At 48.9% G+C, this 25432-nt stretch carries 24 protein-coding genes and 1 riboswitch; of the genes, 14 read left to right on the forward strand and 10 right to left on the reverse strand.

Annotated features, from left to right (window positions below):
- Positions 1–267 (forward strand): transposase (locus tag EH243_RS18820; protein WP_164549164.1); only part of this gene is annotated, 267 nt, incomplete at its 5' end.
- 656 nt (positions 268–923) lie between these two features.
- Here the strand turns inward: EH243_RS18820 and EH243_RS17825 are convergent.
- The 5 genes from EH243_RS17825 to coaBC are packed head-to-tail and all read right to left on the reverse strand — an operon-like array spanning position 924 to position 5901.
- Positions 924–1691 carry a sulfite exporter TauE/SafE family protein gene (locus tag EH243_RS17825; RefSeq protein ID WP_126160016.1) on the reverse strand — a complete coding sequence of 256 codons (768 nt, stop codon included), beginning with the start codon at positions 1689–1691 and terminating at the stop codon, positions 924–926.
- 30 nt (positions 1692–1721) lie between these two features.
- The gene (gene slmA / locus EH243_RS17830) at positions 1722–2318 is read right to left on the reverse strand and encodes a nucleoid occlusion factor SlmA (RefSeq protein ID WP_126160017.1); all 597 of its coding nucleotides are present in this window, start codon (positions 2316–2318) and stop codon (positions 1722–1724) included.
- Complete coding sequence (gene argB, locus EH243_RS17835; protein ID WP_126160018.1) at positions 2318–3232, reverse strand: acetylglutamate kinase; 915 nt, start codon at positions 3230–3232, stop codon at positions 2318–2320. Before argB ends, slmA begins: the two co-directional genes overlap by 1 nt.
- Positions 3216–4655 carry a phosphomannomutase/phosphoglucomutase gene (locus tag EH243_RS17840; RefSeq protein ID WP_206441658.1) on the reverse strand — a complete coding sequence of 480 codons (1440 nt, stop codon included), beginning with the start codon at positions 4653–4655 and terminating at the stop codon, positions 3216–3218. The genes argB and EH243_RS17840 overlap by 17 nt, the downstream gene beginning before the upstream one ends.
- Positions 4656–4701: 46 nt before the next feature.
- Positions 4702–5901 (reverse strand): bifunctional phosphopantothenoylcysteine decarboxylase/phosphopantothenate--cysteine ligase CoaBC, encoded by a 1200-nt coding sequence (coaBC, locus tag EH243_RS17845; protein WP_126160019.1) that lies wholly within the window; start codon positions 5899–5901, stop codon positions 4702–4704.
- Positions 5902–6055: 154 nt separating this feature from the next.
- Between coaBC and radC the strand changes: the two genes are divergently transcribed.
- The 9 genes from radC (at position 6056) to thiC (ending at position 16279) form a co-directional block, all read left to right on the forward strand.
- Positions 6056–6730: a RadC family protein gene (gene radC, locus EH243_RS17850; RefSeq protein WP_126160020.1), complete on the forward strand. Its 675-nt coding sequence runs from the start codon at positions 6056–6058 to the stop codon at positions 6728–6730.
- Positions 6731–6939: 209 nt separating this feature from the next.
- Positions 6940–7176, forward strand: a complete 237-nt coding sequence (rpmB, locus tag EH243_RS17855; RefSeq protein WP_126160021.1) for a 50S ribosomal protein L28 — start codon at positions 6940–6942, stop codon at positions 7174–7176.
- Positions 7177–7187: 11 nt separating this feature from the next.
- The gene (gene rpmG, locus EH243_RS17860) at positions 7188–7343 is read left to right on the forward strand and encodes a 50S ribosomal protein L33 (protein ID WP_019622531.1); all 156 of its coding nucleotides are present in this window, start codon (positions 7188–7190) and stop codon (positions 7341–7343) included.
- Between the two features lie 90 nt (positions 7344–7433).
- Complete coding sequence (mutM, locus tag EH243_RS17865; protein WP_126160022.1) at positions 7434–8246, forward strand: bifunctional DNA-formamidopyrimidine glycosylase/DNA-(apurinic or apyrimidinic site) lyase; 813 nt, start codon at positions 7434–7436, stop codon at positions 8244–8246.
- Positions 8246–9154 (forward strand): alpha/beta hydrolase, encoded by a 909-nt coding sequence (locus EH243_RS17870; RefSeq protein ID WP_126160023.1) that lies wholly within the window; start codon positions 8246–8248, stop codon positions 9152–9154. The genes mutM and EH243_RS17870 overlap by 1 nt, the downstream gene beginning before the upstream one ends.
- A 38-nt stretch (positions 9155–9192) precedes the next feature.
- Positions 9193–11469 (forward strand): EAL domain-containing protein, encoded by a 2277-nt coding sequence (locus tag EH243_RS17875; protein WP_164549165.1) that lies wholly within the window; start codon positions 9193–9195, stop codon positions 11467–11469.
- A 78-nt stretch (positions 11470–11547) separates the two neighbouring features.
- On the forward strand, positions 11548–12081 hold the full coding sequence (locus tag EH243_RS17880) for a phosphatase PAP2 family protein (RefSeq protein WP_126160025.1): 534 nt from the start codon (positions 11548–11550) through the stop codon (positions 12079–12081).
- A 33-nt stretch (positions 12082–12114) separates the two neighbouring features.
- Positions 12115–13155, forward strand: a complete 1041-nt coding sequence (locus EH243_RS17885; protein ID WP_126160026.1) for an MJ1255/VC2487 family glycosyltransferase — start codon at positions 12115–12117, stop codon at positions 13153–13155.
- 714 nt (positions 13156–13869) lie between these two features.
- A riboswitch (TPP riboswitch) is annotated at positions 13870–13978 on the forward strand.
- A gap of 420 nt (positions 13979–14398) precedes the next feature.
- Positions 14399–16279, forward strand: a complete 1881-nt coding sequence (thiC, locus tag EH243_RS17890) for a phosphomethylpyrimidine synthase ThiC (protein ID WP_126160027.1) — start codon at positions 14399–14401, stop codon at positions 16277–16279.
- Positions 16280–16331: 52 nt separating this feature from the next.
- Here thiC and EH243_RS17895 read toward each other — a convergent pair whose 3' ends face one another.
- Both EH243_RS17895 and EH243_RS17900 read right to left on the reverse strand, forming a co-directional pair.
- Complete coding sequence (locus EH243_RS17895) at positions 16332–16859, reverse strand: nucleoside 2-deoxyribosyltransferase (protein ID WP_126160028.1); 528 nt, start codon at positions 16857–16859, stop codon at positions 16332–16334.
- A gap of 1 nt (position 16860) precedes the next feature.
- Positions 16861–17124, reverse strand: a complete 264-nt coding sequence (locus EH243_RS17900) for a DUF5062 family protein (RefSeq protein ID WP_126160029.1) — start codon at positions 17122–17124, stop codon at positions 16861–16863.
- A gap of 260 nt (positions 17125–17384) precedes the next feature.
- On the opposite strand from EH243_RS17900, the gene EH243_RS17905 reads away from it, so the two are divergent.
- Positions 17385–18026, forward strand: a complete 642-nt coding sequence (locus tag EH243_RS17905) for an MBL fold metallo-hydrolase (protein WP_126160030.1) — start codon at positions 17385–17387, stop codon at positions 18024–18026.
- On the opposite strand, the gene EH243_RS17910 is transcribed toward EH243_RS17905, so the two are convergent.
- Both EH243_RS17910 and zapE read right to left on the reverse strand, forming a co-directional pair.
- Complete coding sequence (locus tag EH243_RS17910) at positions 18007–18642, reverse strand: DUF502 domain-containing protein (protein WP_126160031.1); 636 nt, start codon at positions 18640–18642, stop codon at positions 18007–18009. The two genes, EH243_RS17905 and EH243_RS17910, sit on opposite strands and share 20 nt — an antisense overlap.
- Positions 18643–18733: 91 nt before the next feature.
- Positions 18734–19870, reverse strand: coding sequence for a cell division protein ZapE (zapE, locus tag EH243_RS17915; RefSeq protein ID WP_126160032.1), 1137 nt, complete (start codon positions 19868–19870; stop codon positions 18734–18736).
- Between the two features lie 92 nt (positions 19871–19962).
- Here zapE and EH243_RS17920 point away from each other — a divergent pair, with 92 nt between their 5' ends.
- On the forward strand, positions 19963–20697 hold the full coding sequence (locus tag EH243_RS17920) for a lipoyl protein ligase domain-containing protein (protein ID WP_126160033.1): 735 nt from the start codon (positions 19963–19965) through the stop codon (positions 20695–20697).
- Between the two features lie 47 nt (positions 20698–20744).
- Here EH243_RS17920 and pfkA read toward each other — a convergent pair whose 3' ends face one another.
- Positions 20745–21749: a 6-phosphofructokinase gene (gene pfkA / locus EH243_RS17925; RefSeq protein WP_126160034.1), complete on the reverse strand. Its 1005-nt coding sequence runs from the start codon at positions 21747–21749 to the stop codon at positions 20745–20747.
- 146 nt (positions 21750–21895) lie between these two features.
- On the opposite strand from pfkA, the gene aceK reads away from it, so the two are divergent.
- The gene (gene aceK / locus EH243_RS17930; RefSeq protein WP_126160035.1) at positions 21896–23638 is read left to right on the forward strand and encodes a bifunctional isocitrate dehydrogenase kinase/phosphatase; all 1743 of its coding nucleotides are present in this window, start codon (positions 21896–21898) and stop codon (positions 23636–23638) included.
- Between the two features lie 114 nt (positions 23639–23752).
- Complete coding sequence (locus EH243_RS17935) at positions 23753–24733, forward strand: TAXI family TRAP transporter solute-binding subunit (protein ID WP_126160036.1); 981 nt, start codon at positions 23753–23755, stop codon at positions 24731–24733.
- Positions 24734–25432: the final 699 nt, after the last annotated feature.

Genomic DNA, 25432 nt, shown 5'->3' on the forward strand with positions numbered 1-25432 from the left:
AGTGTAAAAGGAGGTTCTCGTATCAGTAAGGCGGGAAATGCATACTTAAGATCAGCACTTTATATGCCGGCATTGTCAGCAGCCCGTCACGATGAGAATGCTCGTGAATTTAGAGAGCGACTGGTTGTTAGAGGAAAAACGAAGCTGCAGGCTAACGTGGCTATCATGCGTAAGTATTTAACGGGATTATGGACTGTTTACCGTCAATGCCAAGCTTTTGATTCTGACAAATTATTCAATTTCAGTGAAAAAAAGCTTGAGCATTAACAGAGTATCTACACGGATTTTAGCCAATGCCTGTGGGAGCTGCCTCCGGCAGCGATAGATTGTATCGGTACGGATCATGTAGGGGGCAGGTGAGCTTTGCGAACCGCACCGGTGATGAGAGATGGTTTTTGATCTAAGATTGTTTCCATTGGTGCGGTTCGTACCTCACCGCTATCCTACGAGAAATTGTTGGAATTAGATGGCGGGTTATATAGGTACGGATCATGTAGGGGGCTGGTGAGCTTTGCGAACCGCACCGGTGATGAGTGATAGCTTTTGATTTAGGTTGTTTCTATTGGTGCGGTTCGTACCTCACCGCTACCCTACGAGAAATCGTTGGAATGAAATGGTGGGTTGTATCGGTGCGGATCATTGTAGGGGGCTGGTGAGCTTTGCGAACCGCACCAGTGCTGAATGATAGTTTTTGATCTAGGTTGTTTCCATTGGTGCGGTTCGTACCTCACCGCTACCCTACGAGTAATCGTTGGAAATTAGATGGTGGGTTGTATCGGTGCGGATCATGTAGGGGGCTGGTGAGCTTTGCGAACCGCACCAGTGCTGAATGATAGTTTTTGATCTAGGTTGTTTCCATTGGTGCGGTTCGTACCTCACCGTCACCCTACCCGTACCGAGTGCTTGTTCTTAAATAATCGCTATCAGAATAACATCAACCCGTCATAGATCAGTTTAACGCCCACCACTATGGTCAGTGTTTCAAAGGCGCGTTTCACCCAGCCATTACCGCGGCTCAGGGCGAGGTGTGTACCCGTATAGGCCCCAATAATCGCACCGGTAATCAATGCGGGAAGCCATTCCCAGTGGGGCGGTTGTTGTAACGCAACGGTGATTGCACCGGAGCCGTTCCAAAACAGCCCGACGAGCACCAACACATAAGCCACCGCCGATTTGTAATCTAGGCCAAACCACCGTACGAGCCATAAGGTGACGAATAAACCGGTACCCGAGGTTAATGAGCCGTTGAGTATGCCGATCAAGCAAAGTACCGATCCGCCGATGAGCATGCCATAGGTATCTCGGTGGCGAGGCGCTAGGGTCATTCCGAGTTGAGCTTGGAATATTGAATAGAGCCCAAGGCCAGAGGTGAGTATCCCTAGGCTTAAGATGGTGAGCGATTCTGGTAGTTGTAAAACTAAAACACCCCCGAGAATCACGCCGGGCAGGCCGCAGGCGAGTATAAACAGACAGAATCGGCGGTCGAGGGATTTCTCTCGCAAGTGGCGTAGGGTCGCGCCGATGCCTAAGGCGACGCTGGCGATCTTATGGGTGGCGAGGGCGCTGCTAAAGCTCAGCCCAAGAAAGAGTAAGACCGGGAGTTGTAACAGACCAGCGCCCCCGCCAGCCATGGCAGAAAGACCATTGGCTAGCAGTGAAATCAGGACTAGGCTGAGTTGTTCGAGGATCATTTATCAATGTATCTCGGCGAGACCGCAGTGTTAGCGACTCGCTGCGGCAGCAAGAATCGCCCACTGGTCGGCCCAGTTGAGTGTCGGGCGCGCCTTAAACTCGGTACGCACAAACTGACGGATCCGCCCTTCAGCACAGGCCAACATTAAATTAGCAGTTGCGCCGGTAGGGAGTTCTGTCCGTAAGCCTTCGGTCTGCTCGGCGGTACGCATAATCTGTTTTAGCTGGGTTTCTAACCGTTCAAAAAACTGATTAATACGTTGGCGTAATCGGTCGGTTTCACCCGACAGTGCATCGCCCGTAAGAATGCGGGCCATGCCGGGGTTTTTCTCAACGAAGGCTAGCAGCAGAGTCAGAATCTGCTCACACTGTTTCAACGCATTGGCGTCAGAACCGGTGATGATGTTGATTCGGCTGAACACGGTATCTTCAATGAAGGTGATCAGTCCCTCAAACATCCGAGCCTTGCTGGGGAAGTGGCGGTACAGTGCCGCTTCTGAAACACCGACATGCTTTGCCAGTGCCGCCGTTGTAATCCGGGCACCGGGATCGCTTTCTAGCATCATCGCCAGCGACTGCAAAATTTGCTCGCGCCGGGATGGTTTCTCTTTTGCCTCTGCCCCCATTATTCCTGCACCTTTCGGGTCTGATTGGTGATGAGTGTGCCGACACCTTCGTCGGTGAATAGCTCCAGAATACAAGCATGCTCGACGCGGCCGTCGATAATATGGGCGCTGTTAACACCGCATTTTACCGCGCTGAGGGCGCAGTCGATCTTCGGTAGCATACCGCCATAGATGGTGCCGTCAGTAATGAGTTCATCGACCTCCTTAGTGGTCAGGCCGGTCAGGACATTACCTGCTTTATCCAGCAAGCCGCTAATGTTGGTGAGTAAAATCAGTTTTTCGGCCTGCAGTACTTCGGCAACTTTACCCGCTACTAAGTCCGCATTGATATTGTACGAAGCGCCATCGCTACCAACGCCGATCGGTGCAATCACGGGAATAAAGTCCGAGTTGCTGAGCATATCAAGAACCTTGGTGTTGACGTGATCGACTTCGCCCACATGGCCAATATCGATAATTTCGGGCACCGACATTTCCGGTGATTGGTGTTTAACCTTCAGTTTGCGAGCGCCTAGCAGCATGCCATCTTTGCCGGTTAGGCCGATCGCTTTGCCGCCATTGCGGTTGATGAGGCCAACGATATCTTTGTTGACCATACCGCCGAGCACCATCTCAACCACGTCCATTGTTTTCGCATCGGTGACCCGCATGCCGTTAACAAAGTGAGATTCGATGGCGAGTTTGTCTAGTAGTTCGCCGATCTGAGGGCCGCCGCCGTGTACCACAATAGGGTGGATACCGATCAGTTTCATCATCACGATATCGCGGGCGAAGCTATCCTTGAGTTTTTCATCGATCATGGCGTTACCGCCGTATTTGATCACCACGGTTTTACCCGCAAACTGCTGAATATAGGGGAGTGCTTCGCTTAGCACGTTAGCGGTATTGATCGCTTCTTTACGTGACAGTGGCATCTGTATCGTCTCTATTTGTAGGGTTTGTGTAGTTTGTAACCGCTAACTCAGGTATTTGCAAGTCTGGCATTACCTGTTTCAGGGTTTGTTCCACCTGAAGACACATCCGATGGAGTGCCTCAGTGGACAGTGCTTCGATTCTTAAGGTTAGCATGGGGGTAGTGTTTGAAGGCCTAATGCCGAACCAGCCATCCGCATATTCGACCCGTAAACCGTCGACAGCACAGACGGTAGCGGGTGAGAAATTGATCTGTTTAATCTGCTCGATTATCTGAAACTTGTCGTCATCGGGTACCGCGATATTGATCATCGGGGTCGAGGGCAGTGTCGAAAAGGGGTGGAATAGTTCGGCGGTGCTGTGTTCCGTCTGGCTGAGTAGTTCTAACAGACGGACGGCGGCATAGAGGCCATCGTCGAAACCATACCACTGCTCGGCGAAAAAGAGGTGGCCGCTAAACTCACCACCAAATAGGGCGCCTGTCTGCCGCATACGGTTTTTAATCATGGAGTGGCCGCAACACCACATATCGGCGTTGCCTCCGAGCTTCTTGATCAACAAACCGATATTGAGCGAGCACTTCACATCATAAACGATATCGGCACCGGGCTGACGTTGCAGCAGGTCTTGAATAAAGAGGCAGATCAGTTGGTCCGGAGTAATGATATCGCCGGTATTGCTGATCACGGCTAAACGGTCGCCATCGCCATCGAATGCCAAGCCGATATCGGCGTTTAATTCACGCACGGTATCGATGAGATCAACCAGGTTTTCAGGCTTTTCCGGATCAGGGTGATGATTGGGAAAGTGACCATCCACATCGCAATAAAGCGGCGTCACATGGCAGCCAAGCCGCTGCAATAATGGGACGATTAGCGGGCCAGCGACCCCATTGCCACAATCAACAACCACATTAAGTGGCCGCTGCAGTTGGCGACTTTGTAATATCCGTTCGAGGTAGGCCTCGGTAATCTGCTGTTGTTGCCGTGTGCCGCTACCTTGGCTGAGCTGATTATCGATGCAGCGTTGGTAAAGGCCGGTGATCTCTTCCCCAGAAAGCGTGTGGCCGCCCAGCATGATTTTAAAACCATTGTATTGTGCCGGGTTATGGCTGCCGGTCACCATGACCCCTGAACCGGTATTGAGAGCGTGGGTTGCAAAGTAGAGGGCGGGGGTGGGCAGCATGCCCAGATCAATCACATCGATACCGCTACTGAGTAACCCCGCCGTCAGCGCCTGAGCGAGTTCTGGGCTAGATAGTCGTCCATCATAAGCCACACAGATGCAATTCTGCTGCCGAGCGAGGGCTTCACTGCCAATCGCTTGGCCGATGCGCATAGCGGTATCGCTATTGAGACTATCGGGATAGATACCCCGAATATCATAGGCGCGGAATATGGCTGGGTTAAGTGCCTGTGGCTTCAACGGTTGCGGGTTTCCTGATTCAAAAATAAGAGTGGCAGAGGGCGCATCAATCAACCTGTTTAGCGGCGATCATGTTGATGATCTTACTCGCCAACTGGCGTTTACTGCAGAGCGGCAGTTGCTCTACTAGATCATGTCCGACCACGGTGACCGCATTGTCATCGCTGTTAAAGCCGATATCGCTGCGGGAGACATCGTTAGCAATAATTAGATCGAGATTCTTTCGCGCTAGTTTATCCTGGGCATAGTGGATCACATCCCGAGTTTCGGCGGCAAAACCGACCGTGAAGGGTTTATGATCGAGCGCAGCAACGGTGGCGACAATGTCGGGGTTTTTAATTAGGTGGAGTTCCATGATCTCCTCCTTACCCTTTTTCAGCTTATGCTCAGCAACCGCAGAGGGGCGGTAGTCGGCGACCGCTGCCGAGGCGATGAAGATATCGCACTGATCGATATTCTCCAGTGATGCGGCTAGCATCTGCTCTGCACTCTCAACCATAATGCGCTGACAACGGCGCGGGGCGGGCAAATTAACCGGCCCGCTAATCAGTGTTACCTGTGCACCGGCATCAACCGCCGCCTCAGCGAGGGCATAGCCCATCTTGCCTGAACTGTGGTTGCTGATATAGCGCACGGGGTCGAGGGCTTCACGGGTAGGGCCTGCGGTGATAAACACCCGTTTACCCGACAATAATCCCCGATCAAACAGGGCTGCTGTTTGAATTGCAATATCGATAGGCTCTAACATACGCCCAGGGCCAGTATCGCCGCAGGCTTGTTCGCCGATGCCGGGCCCCAGCAGTTTGACCCCTTTCGCTTGTAAGCTGGCCGCATTGTTTTGCGTTTGCTGATCCCGCCACATCGCCTGATTCATCGCAGGTGCCAATACCACGGGCGCTTCGGTTGCTAGGCAGATAGTGCTGAGCAGATCGTTACCCTGGCCGCTATTTAGTCGGGCCATAAAATCGGCCGTGGCGGGAGCGACTAGGATTATATCGGCCCATTTGGCTAGTTCGATATGGCCCATACCCGCTTCCGCTTCCGGATCGAGTAGCTGCTGGTGTACCGGATGACCCGAAAGAGCCTGAAGTGTTAGAGGGGTAATGAACTCCATGGCGGCAGGTGTCATGACCACCTGAACATCCGCACCTGCGCCTTTTAATAGGCGAGTCAGCTCGGCGCTCTTGTAAGCGGCAATGCCACCGGTGATACCTAAAACAATCTGTCTGTTCGTCAGTCTTTGCATGCTGGGTTACTTTTTATCTGCATATCGTGGTCATTCGGGAGGCATAAGATACCACTATCCTTGGCTGAGTTACATTCTGAAGCAGCGTTCTAAGGGCTGGTCTACACTGAATGCGGGTTTGTTTATCAAGAAAAAATGACACAGGGATGTGAATATGGCGATTACTGACTGGCCCGCAGGCGAGCGTCCGCGAGAGAAATTATTACGGCAGGGGGCGGCGAGTCTATCGGATGGCGAATTGCTGGCCATCTTTCTACGTACGGGTGTTAAAGGCTGTAGTGCAGTCGATTTAGCACGGCAGTTATTGACGCGATTTGGTGGTTTAAGGGCTTTAATTAAGGCGGATCAGGCCGAGTTTTGTGCTCAGCTTGGTTTGGGGCCCGCAAAATATGTGCAGCTACAGGCGGTGCTGGAGATCAGTCGTCGCTGTCAGGAGGAACAGCTGCAGCGGGATTGTGCACTGACATCGCCAGACTTAGTGAGAGATTATTTACAGTTGCAGTTGAGTGACCGAAGTCGAGAGGTGTTTGCTTGCCTATTGTTGGATAGCCAGCATCGGGTGATCTGTTATGAAGAGCTATTTATGGGCACCATCGACAGTGCCACGGTGCATCCTAGAGAAATCGTGAAGCTGGCTCTGAGTCATAATGCTGCGGCCCTCATACTGGCCCATAATCACCCTTCAGGGGTTGCCGAACCGAGTTTGGCGGATCAGCATATCACCCAGCGTATTAAAGCGGCGTTAGATTTAGTTGATATTCGTGTGCTGGATCATATGGTGGTGGGGGCTGGTGTGACCGTTTCCCTCGCGGAAAGAGGGCTGATCTGATGATGAATAAAAAAGTAAGCTTGGTGTAGTCAGTGGCGTTTGTTTTCTGTACAATGCGCGCTCTTCTATCCACCGGTACGGGATTTGAGTCTTTGGTTTGGACGCTCCGCCTGAGGATAATGAAGCATCCCTATTTATCTGGGACGTATTGCTTCTGATCCAATAAGTATCTGATAGAAGTTACATAAACTATAAGTAAGGTATTTGTCATGTCTCGAGTTTGCATGGTTACAGGTAAACGCCCTGTAGCAGGAAACAACGTTTCCCACGCATTGAACCGCACACGTCGTCGCTTTTTGCCGAACCTGCATTGGCACCGTTTCTGGGTTGAAAGTGAGCAGAAGTTTGTCCGTCTGCGCGTTTCTTCTAAAGGTATGCGTATCATCGATAAGAAAGGTATCGATGTTGTGTTGGCTGACGTTCGTAAGAACGGCATTAAAGTTTAAGGAGCACGATTATGCGCGATAAGATCAAGATGGTTTCATCTGCTGGTACTGGTCACTTCTACACCACTACTAAGAACAAACGTACTACACCTGATAAGCTGGAAATGAAGAAATTCGATCCTGTTGTTCGTCAGCATGTTATGTACAAAGAAGCGAAGATTAAGTAATAATAATCTTGGCTAAGCAAAAAACCCGGCCTTGTCCGGGTTTTTTTGTGCCTGAAATAATGATGATCAATAACGTTGAAGTTGACGACTATGCCTGAGTTACCCGAAGTTGAAACCACGCGTCGAGGTATTGAACCTCATCTTGAGGGGCGTACAATTACTGCCTTAACGGTGCGCCAGCCGAAGTTACGTTGGCCAATACCTGAGCAGTTAGCCGATTGGGTGGTCAATGCCCGAGTAAGTTCGGTGACGCGGCGTGGTAAATACTTATTAATCCACCTTCCGAATGGCGCGGTAATGATTCATCTAGGGATGTCTGGTAGTCTCTATATGGTTAGCGCTGAGCAGCCTGCGGCTTTTCATGATCATGTCGACCTAGTACTCGATAGTGGTATGGCATTACGGCTCACGGATCCGCGTCGATTTGGTTCAGTATTGTGGCAGCCGTTAGGTGAGTCACATTCGTTATTGGAAAAACTGGGGCCAGAGCCTCTGAGTAGTGATTTTTCAGCCGGTTATCTGCAACAGCGTTGTGCTGGGCGAAAACAGGCGATCAAGCAATTTATAATGAATAGTCAGGTTGTTGTGGGCGTCGGTAATATCTACGCTAACGAAGCACTCTTTAATGCTGGTATACACCCTAAACGGGCCGCAGGGAACATTTCGGCTGAGAGATTGAGCCGTTTTGTGGATGAAATTAAAGCAGTGCTGGCCCGCGCAATAGAACAAGGAGGGACTACATTGAAAGACTTTGTCGGTGGTGATGGCAAGCCTGGATATTTTAAGCAACAACTGAATGTGTACGGTCGTGGTGGTCAACTATGTAATCACTGCAAATCAACGCTGAAAGAGATACGTCTCGGTCAGCGCTCCACTGTTTACTGTCCGGAGTGTCAACACTGATGGAAAAGATCGAACCTCTTTTAAAACCTACCCCAAAAGGAAGGGAAATCAGCTCAACACGCTTAGCCTTACAGCAAGCGTTGGGGAGTGAGCCCTTTCTCGCCAAACGTAAAACCTTCCATGTCGGTGAGTTGCCGATCCATTGTGAAATCTATGAGCACCATGAAGATTCACCGGTTGTCTTGTTTCTACCGGGTATTGGTACCTATGGTGAGCTTTATGCGGCGATGCTGAGCCATCTTTCTGAGCGTGGTTTTAATGTCGTAGCGATTGATCCTCCCGGTCATGGTTATTCCGGTGGTGAGCGTGGCGCTTATACGGTTGAAAGTGTACAAGCCTGTGTGTCTGAGGTGATTGATGCGCTTGAAGAGCGTTATGAGGGGCCCTTTTTTATCTATGGCTACTCGGTTGGGGCGTTATTAGCGGTCGCGGCAGCAGAACATGATGATCGAATCAGTAAAGTGGTTTGCGGTACGCTGTTAACCACTGAAGTCCCTCCAGATATTTTTCATTTTATGGGCTGGCAGTGGACGTGGGGCAGTGCTATCTTGTTTCCTACTGTGCGTTTACCGCTCTCATGTCTGGTGGATTATCATCAGCTGTTAGCTGGACATCCCGCTGGACGATTAATCAATCAAGACCCGATGCTGGTACTGGATTATCCTTTTAAAACACTTGCGAGCCTCTTTAGCCGTAAGGCTGGCATCATGCAGCAGCGCTATCCCTTTAAGACGGTGATTGTGCAGGGTGATCAGGATGAGGTGTTGTCGATAGGTTATGCTCGCCGAGTGATTTTTGAAGCGGAGCAACCGATTGAGTTGATCTCTGTACCTGGCGAACGGCATATGATGCCGCTGACGTCGCCGTTAAAATTGGCTGATATTATTGCCGACTGGTTGAATGAATAGACGATAATTGTCTTCAGGTAATAAGATCAAGAATGAATATGACGGCTGTTTTGAGCTCTAAACTTGCCTCATTGTTAGTATCATTTTTTCTATTGATCATGTCGGTTTCTGCTGTTGCGGAAATTCGTCTGACTCAGGAGGAATCTCGCTGGCTCGAGCAGCATGGTGCATCAGTGACGGTAGGGGTGGCGATAGTGCCACCCTACCTTTCAAACTCGGTTAACGGTAATCAGGTTGAAGGTTTGTCGATGGACTACCTAAAACTGATAGAGCAGGCGCTGGGCTCTGAGTTTAAGTACCGAGTCTTTGATGACTTTGCGAGTTTGGTGGCGGCAGCTCGAGACCGCTCTGTCGATATTGTGTTTGCGATCACCAAGACAGAAAAACGCAGTGAATATCTAAACTTCACTCCAGTGTACTCCCACGTTGGCAATAAGATTTTCACCCAGAAAGGACGCTTCAAACGGGCTACAATGTCTGATTTCGCCGGTAAGCGCTTTGCACTCCCTCGAGAAACCGCGTTAATTGAGTATGTTCAGAATAATTACCCCGACGTTCAGCTGGTGCAAGTACGTAACTTGCAGGAGGCCTTTAGTCTATTGGCCGCAGGGTTGGTGGATGGCGTAGGTGCTTCTGCTTCGGCGGGTTATCTTTATTCGGTGAAAGAGGGTATCGATAATATCAGCATCGTCGGGCGTATCGGCTTAGATTATGATGTTGCGTTTGCGTCACGGAATGACCGGCCGTTACTAGGGCAGCTGTTAGATAAGGCGATGGTCTCCCTGACCGAAACGCAAAAACAGGTCATTGAAGAACGCTGGTTATCTCCCGAGGATAGCCAGCGAATCGATACGCAGACGGTCTTTCAATGGTTAATGATTGTTGGCTTCGCTCTGACAGTCGTCTTGCTACTCATCGTTGTTTTATGGAACCGTTCGCTTAAACGTGAAGTGACGCATCGAAAAGAGATTCAGAAAGAGGTGAGCTTTCTTGCTTACCATGATGAGCTGACCGGCGCTTACAATCGGCAGTTTATGGCGGAGACGCTGGCGGAATACACTCGCTTACCCTGTACGGAAACCCAAGCTACCTGTGTGATTTTATTGGGCTTGGATAATTTTAGTCTGATAAATGAGTTCTATGGCCAAAAAATAGGTGACTTTGTTCTCCGACGAACCAGTGAGCGGCTTCAAGGGCGGCTTGATGGGGCATCGGTGCTAGCGCGTAATGGCGGTGACGAATTTACCGTGTTGCTGCGGCACGACGCTAATCATACCTCTTTGAGTCACTTTGCCGATCGCTTAATTGCTGAGATCAGCTTGCCGATTGTTTCGGGTGACCAGAGTTTCTCCCTGACGGCGAGTGCGGGGATTTCTATTCAAAAGCATGAACTTGACGACCCGCTTCGGCTGCTTGAGCAGGCGGATCTGGCACTCCATGAGGCGAAAAAGAAAAACACCGGTAGTTACCTGTTTTATGCCTCAGAGATGAGTGATCGGCTGCATGAAAATCAACAGTTAGTGGTGGCATTAGCGGAAGCACTCTCATCGGATCTATTTTATCTTGAGTATCAGCCACAGGTTGCTCTGTGCAGCGGTGAAGTGATCGGTTTTGAAGCTCTTGCTCGCTGGCAACATCCTACGCTGGGTAATATCCCACCGGATAGATTCATCGCCCTCGCAGAACAGGAAGGATTAATTGTCACCTTAGGTGATCGGGTGTTGCAACTCGCTTGTCAGCAGGGCTGTGAATGGTTAGAGCAAGGGATAGAGTTTCAGCGGCTCGCGGTGAATGTATCCGTGAAGCAGTTTGTTGAATCTGACTTCGCTAGCAAGGTATTGAATGTGCTGGAGCAGAGCGGTTTTCCGGCGGAAAAACTTGAATTGGAAATTACCGAGTCGGTTTTTCTTGGGGATCTCACGCTGGCGAAAGAGACGATGCAAAAGTTGACCCAACAGGGCGTGTGTTTTTCTATCGACGATTTTGGTACGGGTTTCTCATCACTGCTCTACTTGAAAGACTTGCCGGTGCTGAAATTGAAGCTCGATCAGGGCTTTATTCGCGGTATTACCCAAGACAACTCTAGTCTGCAGATCGTCAAAGCCTCGTTGCAGATGGGGCAGGCATTGAATATGGATGTCATCGTTGAAGGGGTAGAAACCTGTGATGAATACCAGATGTTATTGGCAATGCGGTGTGGGCACGCACAGGGGTATCTGTTTGGTCGGCCGATGAAGCCTGATCTGATTACAGCTCCGCGTTTGCGGCAGATTTCTGCATCAGTTGGGGCGATTGTGCCGGCGTCTGTCATATAAGGTTAAATAGTTGTTCACTATTCTGTAACGGTGTATGGGCCACAATGTTGTCAAACAGCAAACATTGGGTTCAGAACCATGAGTGCACTACAGCAACGTTTAGCCGCAATTGATATCGCCCTGTATTACCTTTGCTTTGGCACTTGCCGATTACCGGTGATGCCTAGGATCAGTCGCCTAGTGTCAAAACTGGGTGATGGTGGTCTCTATCTTATGATCGGTCTGTTGGTGGCTTGGCTTGAGCCGGACAGGGGTGATCAGTTTCTCTTGACGGGGTTATTCGTTTTTGCGATTGAGCTACCCGTCTACTGCTATCTAAAGCAGTTAATTAAACGCGACCGTCCCTGCGACCGTTTTGATGATGTTATTCCGCAGATTGTCCCCTCCGATCAATTCAGTTTGCCATCCGGTCACGCAGCCGCTGCGTTTGTCTTTGCGACCCTGCTCAGTGTTTATTATCCCTTCTTAATGATACCGGCCTATACCGTGGCAGTATTAATTGCGTTATCACGTGTCTTTTTGGGGGTTCACTATCCCACCGATATTATGGCGGGCGCCGTGTTAGGTCTGTTATCCACCGTCATTGGATTAAATCTGATCGAACTATTGTGATCGTACTCTCCCTATCGTTTAGGCGTATTTCCAATGAAAATTCTTTATGGTGTACAGGCAACGGGGAATGGTCATATTACCCGGGCGAGAGTGATGGCATCGGCGTTGGTAAAAGAAGGTATCGAGGTTGATTTCCTGTTTAGTGGTCGAGCGCCGGAAAAACTTTTTAATATGGAGCCCTTCGGTGATTATCAGGTACGACGGGGGTTAACGTTCACGGTGAGTCATGGGCGAATTGACCGATGGCGAAGCCTAACGCAGAATAATTTTGTTCAGTTGATCAGGGATATTAGGGCGCTTGATCTACAGGAATACGACCTGATTATCAGTGATTTTGAGCCCGTAACCGCTTGGGCCGCAAAGCGACAAAAGAAGACCTGCATCGGCATCGCTCACCAGTATGCTTTTCAGTATTCACTGCCGGGGCCTGGGGTTGGGCGTATCATGATGCCGATGATTCGTTTCTTTGCGCCGGTGCAGCAGGGGATCGGCCTTCACTGGCACCATTTTGATGGGCCTATTTTGCCACCGTTGATCGAGCCGCAATCCTACCCTGTCACCCAACAGACGGGTATGGTGTTGGTGTATCTACCCTTTGAGACGCGCGAGCAGATTCGGCAGTGGTTGTTACCCTTGAGGGATGTCGAGTTTCATGTTTATTGCGATATCGATCAGCCAGAAGATGATGGACATATTCTTTGGCGGCCGTTATCTCGAGAGGGGTTTCGCCAAGCACAAGCCTGCTGTGAGGGGGTGATTGCTAACGGTGGTTTTGGTTTATCTAGTGAAGTGCTACAAGCGGGTAAAAAACTACTGACGAAACCGCTGACGGGGCAACCTGAACAGGCATCCAATACCGCGGTGTTGGACTACTTAGGGCTTGCGGAGGTATTTACCGATCTGACAGCTGAACAGTTTTATCGCTGGATAAATAAGCCATCGCCCACTCCGGTTGTTTATCCTGACGTCGCCGCAGCATTGGCCCGTTGGATACGTGAAGGTTGTCTGCGCAGTGCGACCGAATTAGCACAAGAGCTTTGGCAGGGTGAGTTAACAAAAGAACAGAGAGTGTAAGGCTTACTGCGGGTTTAGAGGGTTAGATATAAAAAAGAGAGCACTCAATATTATTTAAGTGCTCTCTTTTGCATAGGTTTAGGCGTCTAATTTTAAGAGCGAAATATCCCTTTCTTGATGAAAGCTACTGGCTCCTTGCCGTGGCATCCCTGTATCCCTTTTCATCGGCTCTTGATTCGCATAGACAAGCGACAGTCCTTTGTATCCCTAGTTCCTTGATGCATCAATCCATGCGCATCTTTCCTTGGTGCGTCCATCCTTAGTACGCTCTTCCTTGATTTTACCTTCATCCTTGAAGGCCATCGATCCCTCAAAACCAGTATCCTATTTTCCTAGGGTGAGCACTATAGGAATAAATCCTATTTGATCATCAAGGTCTTTTTATGGCGTTGGGATTAGGCGAAAAAAAAGAGCACTCAGATCCTCTGATGTGCTCTTTTTTATATGGCATCCATTTTCCGTGCGGCTTAATCCTAGGCTTCCTGCCAGCAATCCCTGCTTCCTGTTCCGCTTGTCTTGGCCGTCCTATGTTCACTCCGAACGATTAATCTTCCTGAGGCACATAGTGAATGAGATACAGGTGGGTGAATATAGGAAAAATTCTTATTTTAACCTGGTTGATGATAAAACTTATCCATTAGCTCAGGGGTTATCGCGTTATTGGGTTATTTTGGTTGAGTCATAGACATTGATGATGGTTATACATACACTACCTGAATCTTGTCGGGGTGCCCTTTGGGCTGAGAGTTGGACTGAAATAGTCCAATAACCCGCGAACCTGATCCGGTTAGTACCGGCGTAGGAAACCGAGATAAACCGTCATGCTGCCTTTTCGTGCCCGGTTTAGCTCTCAATGCTGGACCCGTACCGATGTTTGAGAAACATATACCCACCTCTGTGAATATCGCCCGTTTTGCTGGCGGCATTACTATGCCTGTTGTCCTGCAACTATTTTTGCTGTTGCGTGCTTCTTTGCACCTCAGAGGTGTATTCGTGATTGCTGCATTTATGAATGTGCTGCTTCACGGCGAATATCTAAGGTCTCTCTTTAACACGGTTACTCTACGCTCACTATTCCGATTTAAATCTTGCCTCTGGTTACCTCCCGTACCGTCGATTGGCGTTTTTTGCCATAAAACGGTTATCGGTTAGTCGGGCGCCATAGGTCAAGTTAATCATTATGGATAGCCAGCTTTATTTTGCTGGAATGTTATAAAAAGAAACTCAAACAGTAGGTGATACGATGTCAGATAATCAGACGGTTCTAAGTCACAGTGCACAGGTTGATGAAGCCTCGGTACAGCCATTTCCCAACTCCCGTAAGGTCTATATTGAGGGCTCTCGGCCAGATGTTCGAGTGCCTATGCGGGAGATTAGTTTAGATGATACGCCAACCGATATGGGCGGTGAGAAGAATGATCCGCTGTATGTTTATGATACTTCTGGGCCTTATTCTGACCCTGAAGCGAGCATTGATGTACGTAAAGGCTTAGCACCTTTACGTGCGGGTTGGATTGAGGAGCGTAATAATACCGAACAGCTGGATGGTTTGAGTTCGGAATATGGTCGTGCCCGCGAACAGGATCTGCGTCTGGATAGTCTGCGTTTTGAACTCACGCGTAAACCCTTAAAGGCGAAGCCGGGCGAGAATGTCTCGCAACTGCATTATGCGCGTAAAGGCATTATTACGCCGGAGATGGAGTTTATCGCCATCCGTGAAAACATGAAGTTGGCTAAATCCCGTGCGGAGGGCAATATTGTCGCCCAGCAGCATCCGGGTCATAGCTTTGGCGCTAAGCTGCCGGATGAGATTACTCCGGAGTTTGTCCGTCAGGAGGTGGCTGAAGGCCGGGCGATTATCCCTGCCAATATTAACCACCCCGAACTAGAACCGATGATTATCGGACGTAATTTCCTTGTGAAAATTAACGGTAATATCGGTAACTCTGCGCTGAGCTCTTCGATCGAAGAAGAGGTCGAGAAGATGACGTGGGGGATTCGTTGGGGCTCGGATACCATTATGGATCTGTCCACCGGTAAGAATATTCACGAAACCCGTGAATGGATTTTGCGTAATTCGCCAGTTCCTATTGGCACAGTGCCTATCTATCAGGCGTTGGAAAAAGTGAGCGGAGTGGCTGAAGACCTTAATTGGGAAGTCTTCCGCGATACACTGATTGAACAGGCCGAGCAGGGTGTCGATTACTTTACGATTCATGCGGGGGTGTTGTTGCGCTATGTGCCGATGACGGCTAAGCGGATGACCGGTATCGTTTCTCGGGGCGGCTCTATCATGGCCAAATGGTGTTTGGCGCACCATGAAGAAAACTTCCTCTACACACACTTCGAAGATATTTGTGAGATCTGTAAAACCTACGATGTGTCGTTTTCGCTGGGTGATGGTTTGCGTCCAGGATCGGTCTATGATGCTAATGACGCAGCGCAGTTTGCCGAACTGGAAACCTTAGGTGAGTTAACGAAGATTGCGTGGAAACATGATGTTCAGGTCATGATCGAAGGGCCAGGGCATGTGCCGATGCATATGATCAAAGAGAATATGGATAAGCAGTTGACCGAGTGTCATGAAGCGCCATTCTATACCCTTGGGCCACTGACCACCGATATTGCGCCAGGTTATGATCATATTACCTCCGGTATTGGTGCGGCGATGATTGGTTGGTATGGCTGTGCCATGCTTTGCTATGTGACGCCGAAGGAGCACCTTGGTTTACCCAATAAGGATGATGTTAAGACCGGTATTATCACCTATAAGATAGCCGCCCATGCTGCCGATCTGGCGAAAGGTCATCCGGGTGCGCAGATTCGCGATAATGCGATGTCGAAAGCCCGCTTCGAATTCCGCTGGGAAGATCAGTTTAATATTGGTTTGGATCCGGATACGGCGCGTGCTTTTCATGATGAAACCTTACCGAAGGAATCGGCCAAAGTGGCGCATTTCTGTTCTATGTGTGGACCGAAGTTCTGTTCTATGAAGATATCCCAAGAAGTGCGGGATCTTGATGAAGCACAAATCGCTTCGATACAGGCTGCAGCGGATAAAGGGATGCAGGAAAAATCTCAGGAATTCAAAGAGACCGGTGCTGAGATTTATCACAAGGTGTGATGACGATGATCGTTAGTCTTGACGTTCACTAAGACAGAAAAAGCCGCTGATATTAGCGGCTTTTGTGTATCTGCTGTAATAACTGCTCAAACACAGAGAGGTGATTGTCGAAGGTGTTTTCCCGTGCTTCGGTTAGCAGTCCTCCCTGTTGCTGCAGGGCGCCGACCATCATCAGATTATCGGCCATATCAAAGGCCTCAATGGTAAAACCATCGGCATCGGTTTCTATGCCCTCGACCCTATCGCTGTAGAGGCGACCATCGAGGGTATAACCCCACAGAGGTTTGTTTTGCGCGGTGATATAGCCCATTTCAAATGCGGTGCCAACATCCATACTGGGACCTCTAAAAGGGGTCATATTAGCGATAATCAGATCACAACGATTCATTAGCGCTATATTGGCTTGATAGATGGCTAATCCCGCTTGATAGGGGGGAAGCGAGGCAATATCGAGGTCGTTATCCAGTGGAAACAGTCCCTCAAAGCCATATTGTTGGCAAAGTTGTTTTTTAGCCATCCCCAGTTCGAGGGCGTTCGGCCAAAAAACATCGGGGCCTGCGAGGTAGATTAAGGTTGCCATCTTAATCCTCTAGCAACGGATGGCCTTTTGGCAGTTGGCGGCTGATCCATAGGGCGAGTTTATGTTTCATATTCGGTTCGCTTTCATCGCCTTTGGCGAGGGGCTGAATCAACTTATCGAGAACTAATAGACGGTAAATAGCCGTGATCTTATTACTCGCGCTATCGGTCGCTTCGATGTTGCCAGCACCCCGTTTTTCCATATAAACAGCACCAATGCGAATCGCCTCTTTAAGCAGTTCCGCTTCATGTTTCAGTTTTTTCATGGCTTTCTCCAGCAGCACTTATAAAGAATTGGATGCCACTATCGCATAGTGGGCAGACTAGGGTAAATATATAAAGCGTATTTTATTATCTAGGTGATCAGGCCTGTTTGAATAGTCGGCGATGGCCCATAATGTCGAGAGCCTTCTACTTTCAACGGCCTTGTTTATTATCTGAGCATGGTCATGGCATTTGGAATATCGAAGCGCTGTGGATAAATCGGTATACTGTGGCGATACTTTCTAACCATCACGGCCCCTTTATGAAATACAGTATTATTCCGGTGACTCAATTCCAGCAGAACTGCACGCTGTTGTGGTGTGACGAGAGCAAAAAAGCGGCGGTGGTCGATCCCGGTGGCGATATTGATAAGGTGGTGGCTAAACTGGATGAGCTGGGCCTAACGCTAGAGAAAATACTCCTGACACATGCGCATATTGACCATGCGGGTGGGACCGCTGAGCTGGTGAAGCGTACCGGTGTACCGATAGAAGGGCCCCATAAAGGGGATCTGTTTTGGATTGATGGTTTAGCCCAGCAGAGCCAGATGTTTGGCTTTCCTCAGGTGGAGACGTTTACGCCTGACCGTTGGCTTGAGGATGGTGATACCGTCATCGTCGGCAATGAAACCCTTGAAGTGCTGCATTGCCCTGGGCATACCCCAGGTCATGTGGTGTTTTATAGCCCAGAAAACCAACTAGCGCAGGTGGGTGACGTCTTATTTCAGGGCTCCATTGGGCGTACTGATTTCCCTCAAGGCAATCACGACACATTGATCCATTCGATTAAGGATAAGCTGTTTCCCCTAGGGGATGCCGTTGCCTTTATCCCCGGTCATGGGCCGATGTCGACACTAGGACATGAGCGCCAAACCAACTCCTTTGTTAGCGATCGCCGAGGTTAGTTTTATCGAGGGTAGTTTTATTAGGAGTAGTTGAGACGCCCCCACTGACGATAAAGGTGGTGACTTTTCCGGCACTAACCGCAAGAGGAACCACAAGATCACGGGGCACAATAATCAGATTGCCCGAAAAATTGTATGAGTCCGGTAGATACACCGAGACATCGTCGGTCAGCCCAAAGCTGCTCATATCTTCGCAGGTGATAAAGCCCATCACCTTGATGGTTTTCTCTCGGTTGAGATAGACCATGACCGGTTTGTCGAAGCTTTTCTGATCGCCTAACAGCGCCTGAAACAGATCTTTCAGCGAGTTATATAGCAGTTTGACCACCGGAATACGTTCCATGAAGGCACCGATGATGTCCATCATGAAGCGGGTCAGATAAAGCGAGCCGGCGATGCCCGTCAGAATAATGATGGCGATGGTTAGCAGAATGCCCAGTAGGGTTTCGATGACACCCGCTTGCATACCGGGAATAAAATAGCCGATCAGTGAGCCGGCCGCCGAGAACAGGGTTTCATCGAGGGCGGTAAAAATCAGAAAGACCAGATAGGTCGTCAGCACAAAAGGCAGCAGAATTAACAGCCCTTGAAAGAAAAATCGTAACGCTGTCTTCATGAATGTGATTCCTGTTATTCGTCAGGGTTGTCGGTAACGGATATATTGCTGGGAGAATCTGTTCAACAGTTATCTCAGCTCGTCAGTTAGGCTACTCAGTCACTCGGGTAGACTGTTGATACTCTAATGATTGCATCTCTGTCAGTCGGCTGAGTGTGCGGTCAAACTCAAACATCAGACTACCTTTGCCATATAGTTGCTCCAATGGGACTTCGAGTGTTAGGTATAGGTTGATATTCCGGTCGTAGAGTTCGTCAACCAAACTGATAAAACGCCGGGCTGGATCATCCATGCTACCTAGCAATACTTGGCGATCACCTGCTTTCACGGCTTCGACGCCGTCTTCGGTGCCACGGGCTTTAATCTGTTCTCGGCTATGACTACCTAAGGGTGGGGTATTGCTGATAAACACCGATTTGAATCGGTTAGCCAGGTCGATGTAATCCATCTGGCTACGAGCGCCCATGCAGATATGTTCAAAATCAAACCAGATAGAATCATCGCTTATAGCTCGGACGGGTATCGGCCGTTGTAGAACCTGTACTTCATTTGGTTGGGGTTCCGCTTGGCTGATTTGGCGATATAGCAGGCTTAATTGCTGTTCGCTGTTGAGCGTATTGCCCGGATGAAAAATACAGGGTGCCGAGGTGAGGGTGCGTAGACGATGATCGGTTTCGCCCGCTAGATTAAAGATCTGCATCTGCTGCTTGATCATGGCCGTAATGGGTTTGACTCGGTCTTCAAATAGCGGGTCTCTACAGAGATTATCCGGAGGTCTGTTTGAAGTGGTAATCAGAATCACGCCGTGTTTGAGTAAGCCGTTAACGAGTTTTCCCAGAATCATGGCGTCGGCAATATCGTTAAGAAAAAACTCATCGAAACAGATGAGCCGGTATTGGCGGGCAAGCCTTTTAGCGATCAACTCGAGCGGGTCCGCTTTGCCCTGTAATTCGCGTAGTTGCTGGTGGATTTGCGCCATAAAGCGGTGGAAATGATGGCGTAGGCTCGTGGTTTCAGCGATATGGGCAAACAACAGATCCATCAAAAAAGTTTTACCCCGTCCGACTGGCCCCCAGATATAGATGCCCTGTGCTTGGCTTTTCTTATTGGCGCGGAGAGATCGATAGATCTGATTGAGCGCTTCTGCCAGCAGGCGTTGTTGAGGGTCCTGTTGATAACCCTGTTGGGTAAGGGCCTGTTGATAAATATCGATAAAATCTGTTTGCATCGCTGAAGTTCCGTAATTAACCCACGTATGATAATGGTTTTCCCAAGGGTATAGATAGGTTAATCTTCCCGCGTCTAACGGGAGGAGCCCTTATGGGAAACAATTTTCAACCACTGATTGTCGGTTCAATGCCTGCGGAGCAGCAGCGTATCAACGACCTACTGATGGCCGGGGTGGAACAGCCTCAGCTGTTGTTCTGGCAGTACGATGAGCCAGCCGTCATTATGGGCTGCTCACAGCGGCCGGATGAGGGGCAGATAGCCCGAGCTGAATCCGCAGAGCTGCCACTGATCCGGCGTCGTTCCGGTGGCGGTGCGGTATTTGCTGGGCCTTGGATGTTGAGCGTGACCGTCTTTATTCCGCCGGACCATCCTTTGGCGAAACAGAATATCATTGAGATCTTTTCTTGGTTGGAGCAGATATGGATCGATACGCTCACCGCCTGTGCTGTCCCCTGTAAAGGGGTTGATCAGGCGATGATCGACCGGTCGAAAATCATCAGCCAAGAACAGGATCTAAAATGGGCTTGTTATGCATCCCTCTCCCATGGTGAGGTGGTGAGTCATGATGGCCGCAAGCTGGTGGGGTTAGCTCAGATTCGTAAGCGTAAAGGGATTGCGTTAGTGAGTGGGCTGCATCTTTCACCCTGTGATTGGCATCAGTTGAGTGCCATCGTTGTGGATAACCCGCAACAGGGCTCAGCGTTAGCGCGACTAAACAGTGACGCTCAAAGTCTGTCGGGCACAGCTGCCGAACAGTTATTACCGGATATTATCAGTGCCTTTCTTGAACGGCTGCCAGATGATTTTTGCCAGAAAACCGTTTAATGGTTTTCTGGCACGGGCTCACGCCTACCCTAAACATGCTGTAAGGCCTACTTGTGTAGTAGTTGAGCCAGTTGAACTAGTTCAGGGTTAAGGGGTTTTTTCTGCTCCATAATATCTAATAGTGGGATGGCCGTGATCTTACTATTTTTGATACCCACCATGATGTCGGTTTCGCCAGCAAGTAGATAGGTGACCGCGGCAGCGCCGAGGCAGGATGCCAAGACTCGGTCATGGCCTGTGGGCTGTCCGCCCCGTTGTATATGGCCGAGTATGCAAACGCCGGCCGTCTGACCATCGATCTCCAATTGCCGGGCCAAGCGGTAGGTTAGGCCAGGTCGCGGACCTTCCGCGACGACGATGATACCGCTACTGCCACGGCCTTCCGCCCGTTGGTTGGCGAGGGTGAAGCTCAGTGTTTCCAGTGTAAAGTCGATTTCCGGCACGATAATCATCTCTGCCCCGCAAGCGACACCGACCTGTGATGCGATATGGCCAGAATTTCGTCCCATTACTTCGACGAGAAAGATGCGCTCATGGGAGATCGCGGTATCGCGAATTTTATCAATCGCTTCGAGCGCAGTATTCAACGCAGTATCAAAGCCGATGGTGTCGTCAGTGCCATAGATATCGTTATCAATGGTGCCGGGTAACCCGATAACGGGGATGCCGGTTTCATGGAATAACAGATGTGCTCCGGTTAGCGAGCCATCGCCGCCGATCACGATGAGTCCGCCGATACCATGTTCCTTGAGGATCTCAGCCGCTTGATGGCGTACCACCGGATCTTTAAACGCTTCGCAGCGGTCACTTTTCAGAATGGTGCCGCCCCGCTGGACGATGTTCGTCACATTACGGCTTTTCAGTTCGAAAATATCACCGATAATCAGGCCGCTATAGCCTCGGTTAATACCAAACACGCGCACTCCTTGGTTGAGTGCTGCTCGGGTAACACTCCGGATAGCGGGGTTCATGCCGGGCGAATCTCCGCCACTTGTCATTACGGCGATCGCGTTAATCTGAGTGGTTTTTTTCAACTGTGGCAAATGGTACATAACGATATTCCGCAGAGAGTGTTCTGCCTAATATTAGGCAGAACGAGGTATTAGACAACCGCTTTTGATCAATTTTTTGTTAAATGATGGCAAGCGAACGGCATCACTGCTAAACAATAGGTAGATGTTAATAGTGATCGAAGCCTATGAATCAACATAATGCTGAATGGATTGCCTGTCTTATACGGGATGGGTTTAGTGACTACCGAGATCAGTTTCAGGCGATTACCCGTCAGGCGAGGTCCAGCTTTGAATCTGCCGATTGGCATGCACTGCAGTCTTTATCTGTACAGAGGATCGATCTGTATAAAATCATGGTTGATCGAGTGAGTCAGCAGCTTAGCGCTGTAGGTCATAAGTTGTCTCCGTCATGGGGATGGATTAAAGCTTGTTATCTTGAGCTGATGGTCGATCGCGAGGATGCCGAACTCGGTGAAACATTCTATAACTCCGTTTACTGCCGCCTGTTGAGTCATCGTGAGATTAGTAATCAACATATGTTTCTTTATTCCCACAACAAGCACTGTGAAGCGTCGAGTGTTGATAACATTTGTCGTGTTTATCGTTTAAGAGATGGGTTGGTGGCTTGTCTTAGTCAACTGATGGATGACTATCAGTTTGATATACCTTGGGAAAATAAGCGCCGAGATATTAGAAATTTATTGCGCTATATCCGTCAGAATTTATCAGAGGATATGGTTGTAGATAAGGTAGTTATTCATGTTGTCCGAAGTATATTTTATCGCAATAAAGCGGCCTATATCGTTGGTCGTGCCAGTATCGATGATTATTCAGTGCCTTTTATCCTGCCGGTTCTGAATAATGAGTCAGGTGCGCTTTATATTGATACGGTGTTAACCAATGAGAATGAGGTGTCCATCATTTTTAGCTTTACCCGAGCATACTTCTTGGTAGAGGTGGATGCGCCGGCACCCTTCATTCACTTTTTACACTCCCTCATACCGATGAAGTCGATTGCCGAGCTCTATAATGCGATTGGGTTTTATAAGCAGGGAAAAGCCGAGTTTTATCGTGATTATATTGAACATCTAGCAAGCTCAACGGATCAGTTTGAAATTGCGCCAGGTACTAAAGGAATGGTGATGACGGTGTTTACCTTGCCGTCCTATCCGGTGGTTTTTAAGGTTATCAAGGATCGGTTTGCTAGTTCAAAACAGATCACTAGGGCTGGAGTCATCGACAAGTATCAGTTGGTCAAGCGGCATGATCGCGCCGGACGAATGGCTGATACCCAGGAGTTTATCAATTTAACCTTGCCGCTAAAGCGCTTTTTAGCAGATTTATTGGCGGAGCTGCACAGGGTTGCATCTTCCTCGATAGAGATTGTTGGCGAGCAGATGGTCATAAAGCATCTGTGGACAGAGCGCAGAATGATTCCACTCAATATATACCTAGATGAGATGTTACGTCAAAACAATGAGCAGGCGGTGTATTTAGCCATTAATGAATTTGGGCAATGTATCAAGGAGCTTGCAGCTGCGAACATTTTTGCCGGCGATATGCTGTTTAAAAACTTTGGCGTCACGCGCCATGGTCGAGTTGTGTTTTATGATTACGATGAAATTATGTATCTTACCGATTGTCATTTTCGTTATATCCCTGAACCCCTATACCCAGAACAGGAGATGGCCGCTGAACCATGGTACTCAGTATCTGAAAATGATGTTTTTCCTGAAGAGTTTAGTCTACTCACCGCCTGTGATAGACGCATTCGAAAAGTCTTCAATGAGTTACACGGTAACCTACTCGAGCCACGCTGGTGGCTCAATATTCAAGCGCGAGTGAGCCAGGGAGCGATTATAGATCTATTTCCTTATCATAAAGACCATCGCTTTAGACGCAAGGTTGTTAACAAGGTCGCCGAATAGCCCTGTGAAATAAGGTGAGGGGAATGATCAGTTATGCAGTAATATTATAAATATATAATACTGTTATAATCGTTATAAATTTTGGGTTCTGATAATAATTCAAAGGAGTGGAATATGGCTTTTCGAAATACAATAACCTCATGGGTTATCGCTGTTGGGGTTGGTGTAGCATCGATGGGTGCCATGGCTGCAGAACCTATAAAAGAGGTGATTACTGTGGGCACAGGTGGTGTCACCGGTGTTTATTACCCCACAGGTGGTGCTATCTGTCGCTTAGTTAATAAAACGAGGGCTGAGCATGGCATTCGTTGTTCAACCGAAAGTACGGCAGGCTCTGTTGCCAATCTCGAAATGATTGAAGATAAAGAGCTGGATTTTGGTATCACTCAATCAGATTGGTTTTACCACGCCTACAATGGTTCGAGTAAGTTTGCGAAATACGGTGCGAATCGAAACCTGAGAGTGGTTTTCTCCATTCACTCAGAACCTTTTACAGTATTAGCACGTGCTGATGCGGGTATTAAAAAACTCGATGATCTTAAGGGTAAAAAAGTCAATATAGGGGTTCAGGGCTCCGGTCAGCGCGGCACTATGGAAACGTTGATGAAAGCGAAAGGCTGGCATAAAAGTGATTTCGCTTTAGCCACCGAATTAAAAGCATCTGAGCAAGCCGGTGCTTTATGCGCTGGTGATATCGATGTCATGATCTACCTGACAGGTCATCCGAGTGGTGCTATTAAAGAAGCTACAACAACTTGCGATAGCGTGTTAGTTGATATCAGTGGCCCAGAGATTGATAAATTAGTCGCGGATCATGAGTATTATCAGTTGGCGAGTATTCCAGGTGGCTTGTATCGCGGTAACGATCGATTAATTAAAAGCTTTGGTGTGGAAAGTGTCTTAGTCGCATCGACGGATACTCCAGACGAAGTGGTTTATCAGCTGGTAAAATCAGTATTTGATAATTTTGATGTCTTCCGTAAGTTACATCCAGCGTTTGCCTCGTTGAAAAAAGAGGAGATGGTGTCTGTTATCGGTTCAGAGCCCCTGCATCCTGGTGCAATAAGATACTTTAAGGAAGTGGGCCTGCTTTAAAGTGATCGCCAAGTCCTCAGTGGTTGATTAATTAAGAGACCGCTAAAGACAGAAACCATAAAAACCGCCGTCAGGCGGTTTTTATGGTTTTGTAGCAGCCGCCCTCTGACGGCGAGGTATCTCTAAAACGGGTTCGGTTCGCAAGTTCTCTGACACTATCGCCCTAAAAGGGGTTGCCACAGTGATGTTACAAAGCCAAAAGAACTGAATTCGCCCAGGCCCCCTCTAAGGGAGAAGAGTTCTAAAGGCAGAAATACAACGCTTCCGCCAAACGGTTTGTATTTTCTGGTAGGAGCCTCTTCCAGAGGCGATAAGCTTAAGGCTGTTGTCTTTTGCCGCTACATTCAGTCGCTTTAACGGGGTCTATCTAGCTGCACAGCGGGCAGTTGTTGAAAATCCGACCTTTTTCATCAAATTGACACTTTTTCGTGCTGCCCCTGTTGACTCCCTGCCTGTCCGGTGTAGAATGCGCCTCCTCGCTTGAGACAGCCACCGGAAACGGCCACTGAAACAAGTCGAGCTGTTTGATTAACCCATTGAAAGCACGGCGTTTAACGCAAGCTTTTAACAGCGGAAAGTGAAACAGGAAGTCGCCGACTTCGTTTGAGAATTTGCTAAAAATTCTTAAACAAAAAGGTTGACTTCATCAGGGTGTTGAGTAAAATACGCACCTCGCTTGAGACGACTCACCGCAAACGG

This window comes from Amphritea opalescens, assembly GCF_003957515.1.
GTDB classification, from domain to species: Bacteria; Pseudomonadota; Gammaproteobacteria; order Pseudomonadales; family Balneatricaceae; genus Amphritea; species Amphritea opalescens.

Bases quoted from the DNA above. Each gene is read 5' to 3' on its own strand.
- EH243_RS17900 (WP_126160029.1), bottom strand. From the start codon at position 17,124: ATGAAAAAACTGAAACATGAAGCGGAACTGCTTAAAGAGGCGATTCGC.
- coaBC (WP_126160019.1), bottom strand. From the start codon at position 5,901: ATGCAAAGACTGACGAACAGACAGATTGTTTTAGGTATCACCGGTGGC.
- EH243_RS17885 (WP_126160026.1), top strand. From the start codon at position 12,115: ATGAAAATTCTTTATGGTGTACAGGCAACGGGGAATGGTCATATTACC.
- EH243_RS17895 (WP_126160028.1), bottom strand. From the start codon at position 16,859: ATGGCAACCTTAATCTACCTCGCAGGCCCCGATGTTTTTTGGCCGAAC.
- pfkA (WP_126160034.1), bottom strand. From the start codon at position 21,749: ATGTACCATTTGCCACAGTTGAAAAAAACCACTCAGATTAACGCGATC.
- EH243_RS17875 (WP_164549165.1), top strand. From the start codon at position 9,193: ATGACGGCTGTTTTGAGCTCTAAACTTGCCTCATTGTTAGTATCATTT.
- EH243_RS17870 (WP_126160023.1), top strand. From the start codon at position 8,246: ATGGAAAAGATCGAACCTCTTTTAAAACCTACCCCAAAAGGAAGGGAA.
- EH243_RS17825 (WP_126160016.1), bottom strand. From the start codon at position 1,691: ATGATCCTCGAACAACTCAGCCTAGTCCTGATTTCACTGCTAGCCAAT.
- argB (WP_126160018.1), bottom strand. From the start codon at position 3,232: ATGCCACTGTCACGTAAAGAAGCGATCAATACCGCTAACGTGCTAAGC.
- rpmG (WP_019622531.1), top strand. From the start codon at position 7,188: ATGCGCGATAAGATCAAGATGGTTTCATCTGCTGGTACTGGTCACTTC.
- EH243_RS17905 (WP_126160030.1), top strand. From the start codon at position 17,385: ATGAAATACAGTATTATTCCGGTGACTCAATTCCAGCAGAACTGCACG.
- thiC (WP_126160027.1), top strand. From the start codon at position 14,399: ATGTCAGATAATCAGACGGTTCTAAGTCACAGTGCACAGGTTGATGAA.
- aceK (WP_126160035.1), top strand. From the start codon at position 21,896: ATGAATCAACATAATGCTGAATGGATTGCCTGTCTTATACGGGATGGG.
- EH243_RS17910 (WP_126160031.1), bottom strand. From the start codon at position 18,642: ATGAAGACAGCGTTACGATTTTTCTTTCAAGGGCTGTTAATTCTGCTG.
- EH243_RS17920 (WP_126160033.1), top strand. From the start codon at position 19,963: ATGGGAAACAATTTTCAACCACTGATTGTCGGTTCAATGCCTGCGGAG.
- rpmB (WP_126160021.1), top strand. From the start codon at position 6,940: ATGTCTCGAGTTTGCATGGTTACAGGTAAACGCCCTGTAGCAGGAAAC.
- slmA (WP_126160017.1), bottom strand. From the start codon at position 2,318: ATGGGGGCAGAGGCAAAAGAGAAACCATCCCGGCGCGAGCAAATTTTG.
- radC (WP_126160020.1), top strand. From the start codon at position 6,056: ATGGCGATTACTGACTGGCCCGCAGGCGAGCGTCCGCGAGAGAAATTA.
- zapE (WP_126160032.1), bottom strand. From the start codon at position 19,870: ATGCAAACAGATTTTATCGATATTTATCAACAGGCCCTTACCCAACAG.
- EH243_RS17880 (WP_126160025.1), top strand. From the start codon at position 11,548: ATGAGTGCACTACAGCAACGTTTAGCCGCAATTGATATCGCCCTGTAT.
- mutM (WP_126160022.1), top strand. From the start codon at position 7,434: ATGCCTGAGTTACCCGAAGTTGAAACCACGCGTCGAGGTATTGAACCT.
- EH243_RS17935 (WP_126160036.1), top strand. From the start codon at position 23,753: ATGGCTTTTCGAAATACAATAACCTCATGGGTTATCGCTGTTGGGGTT.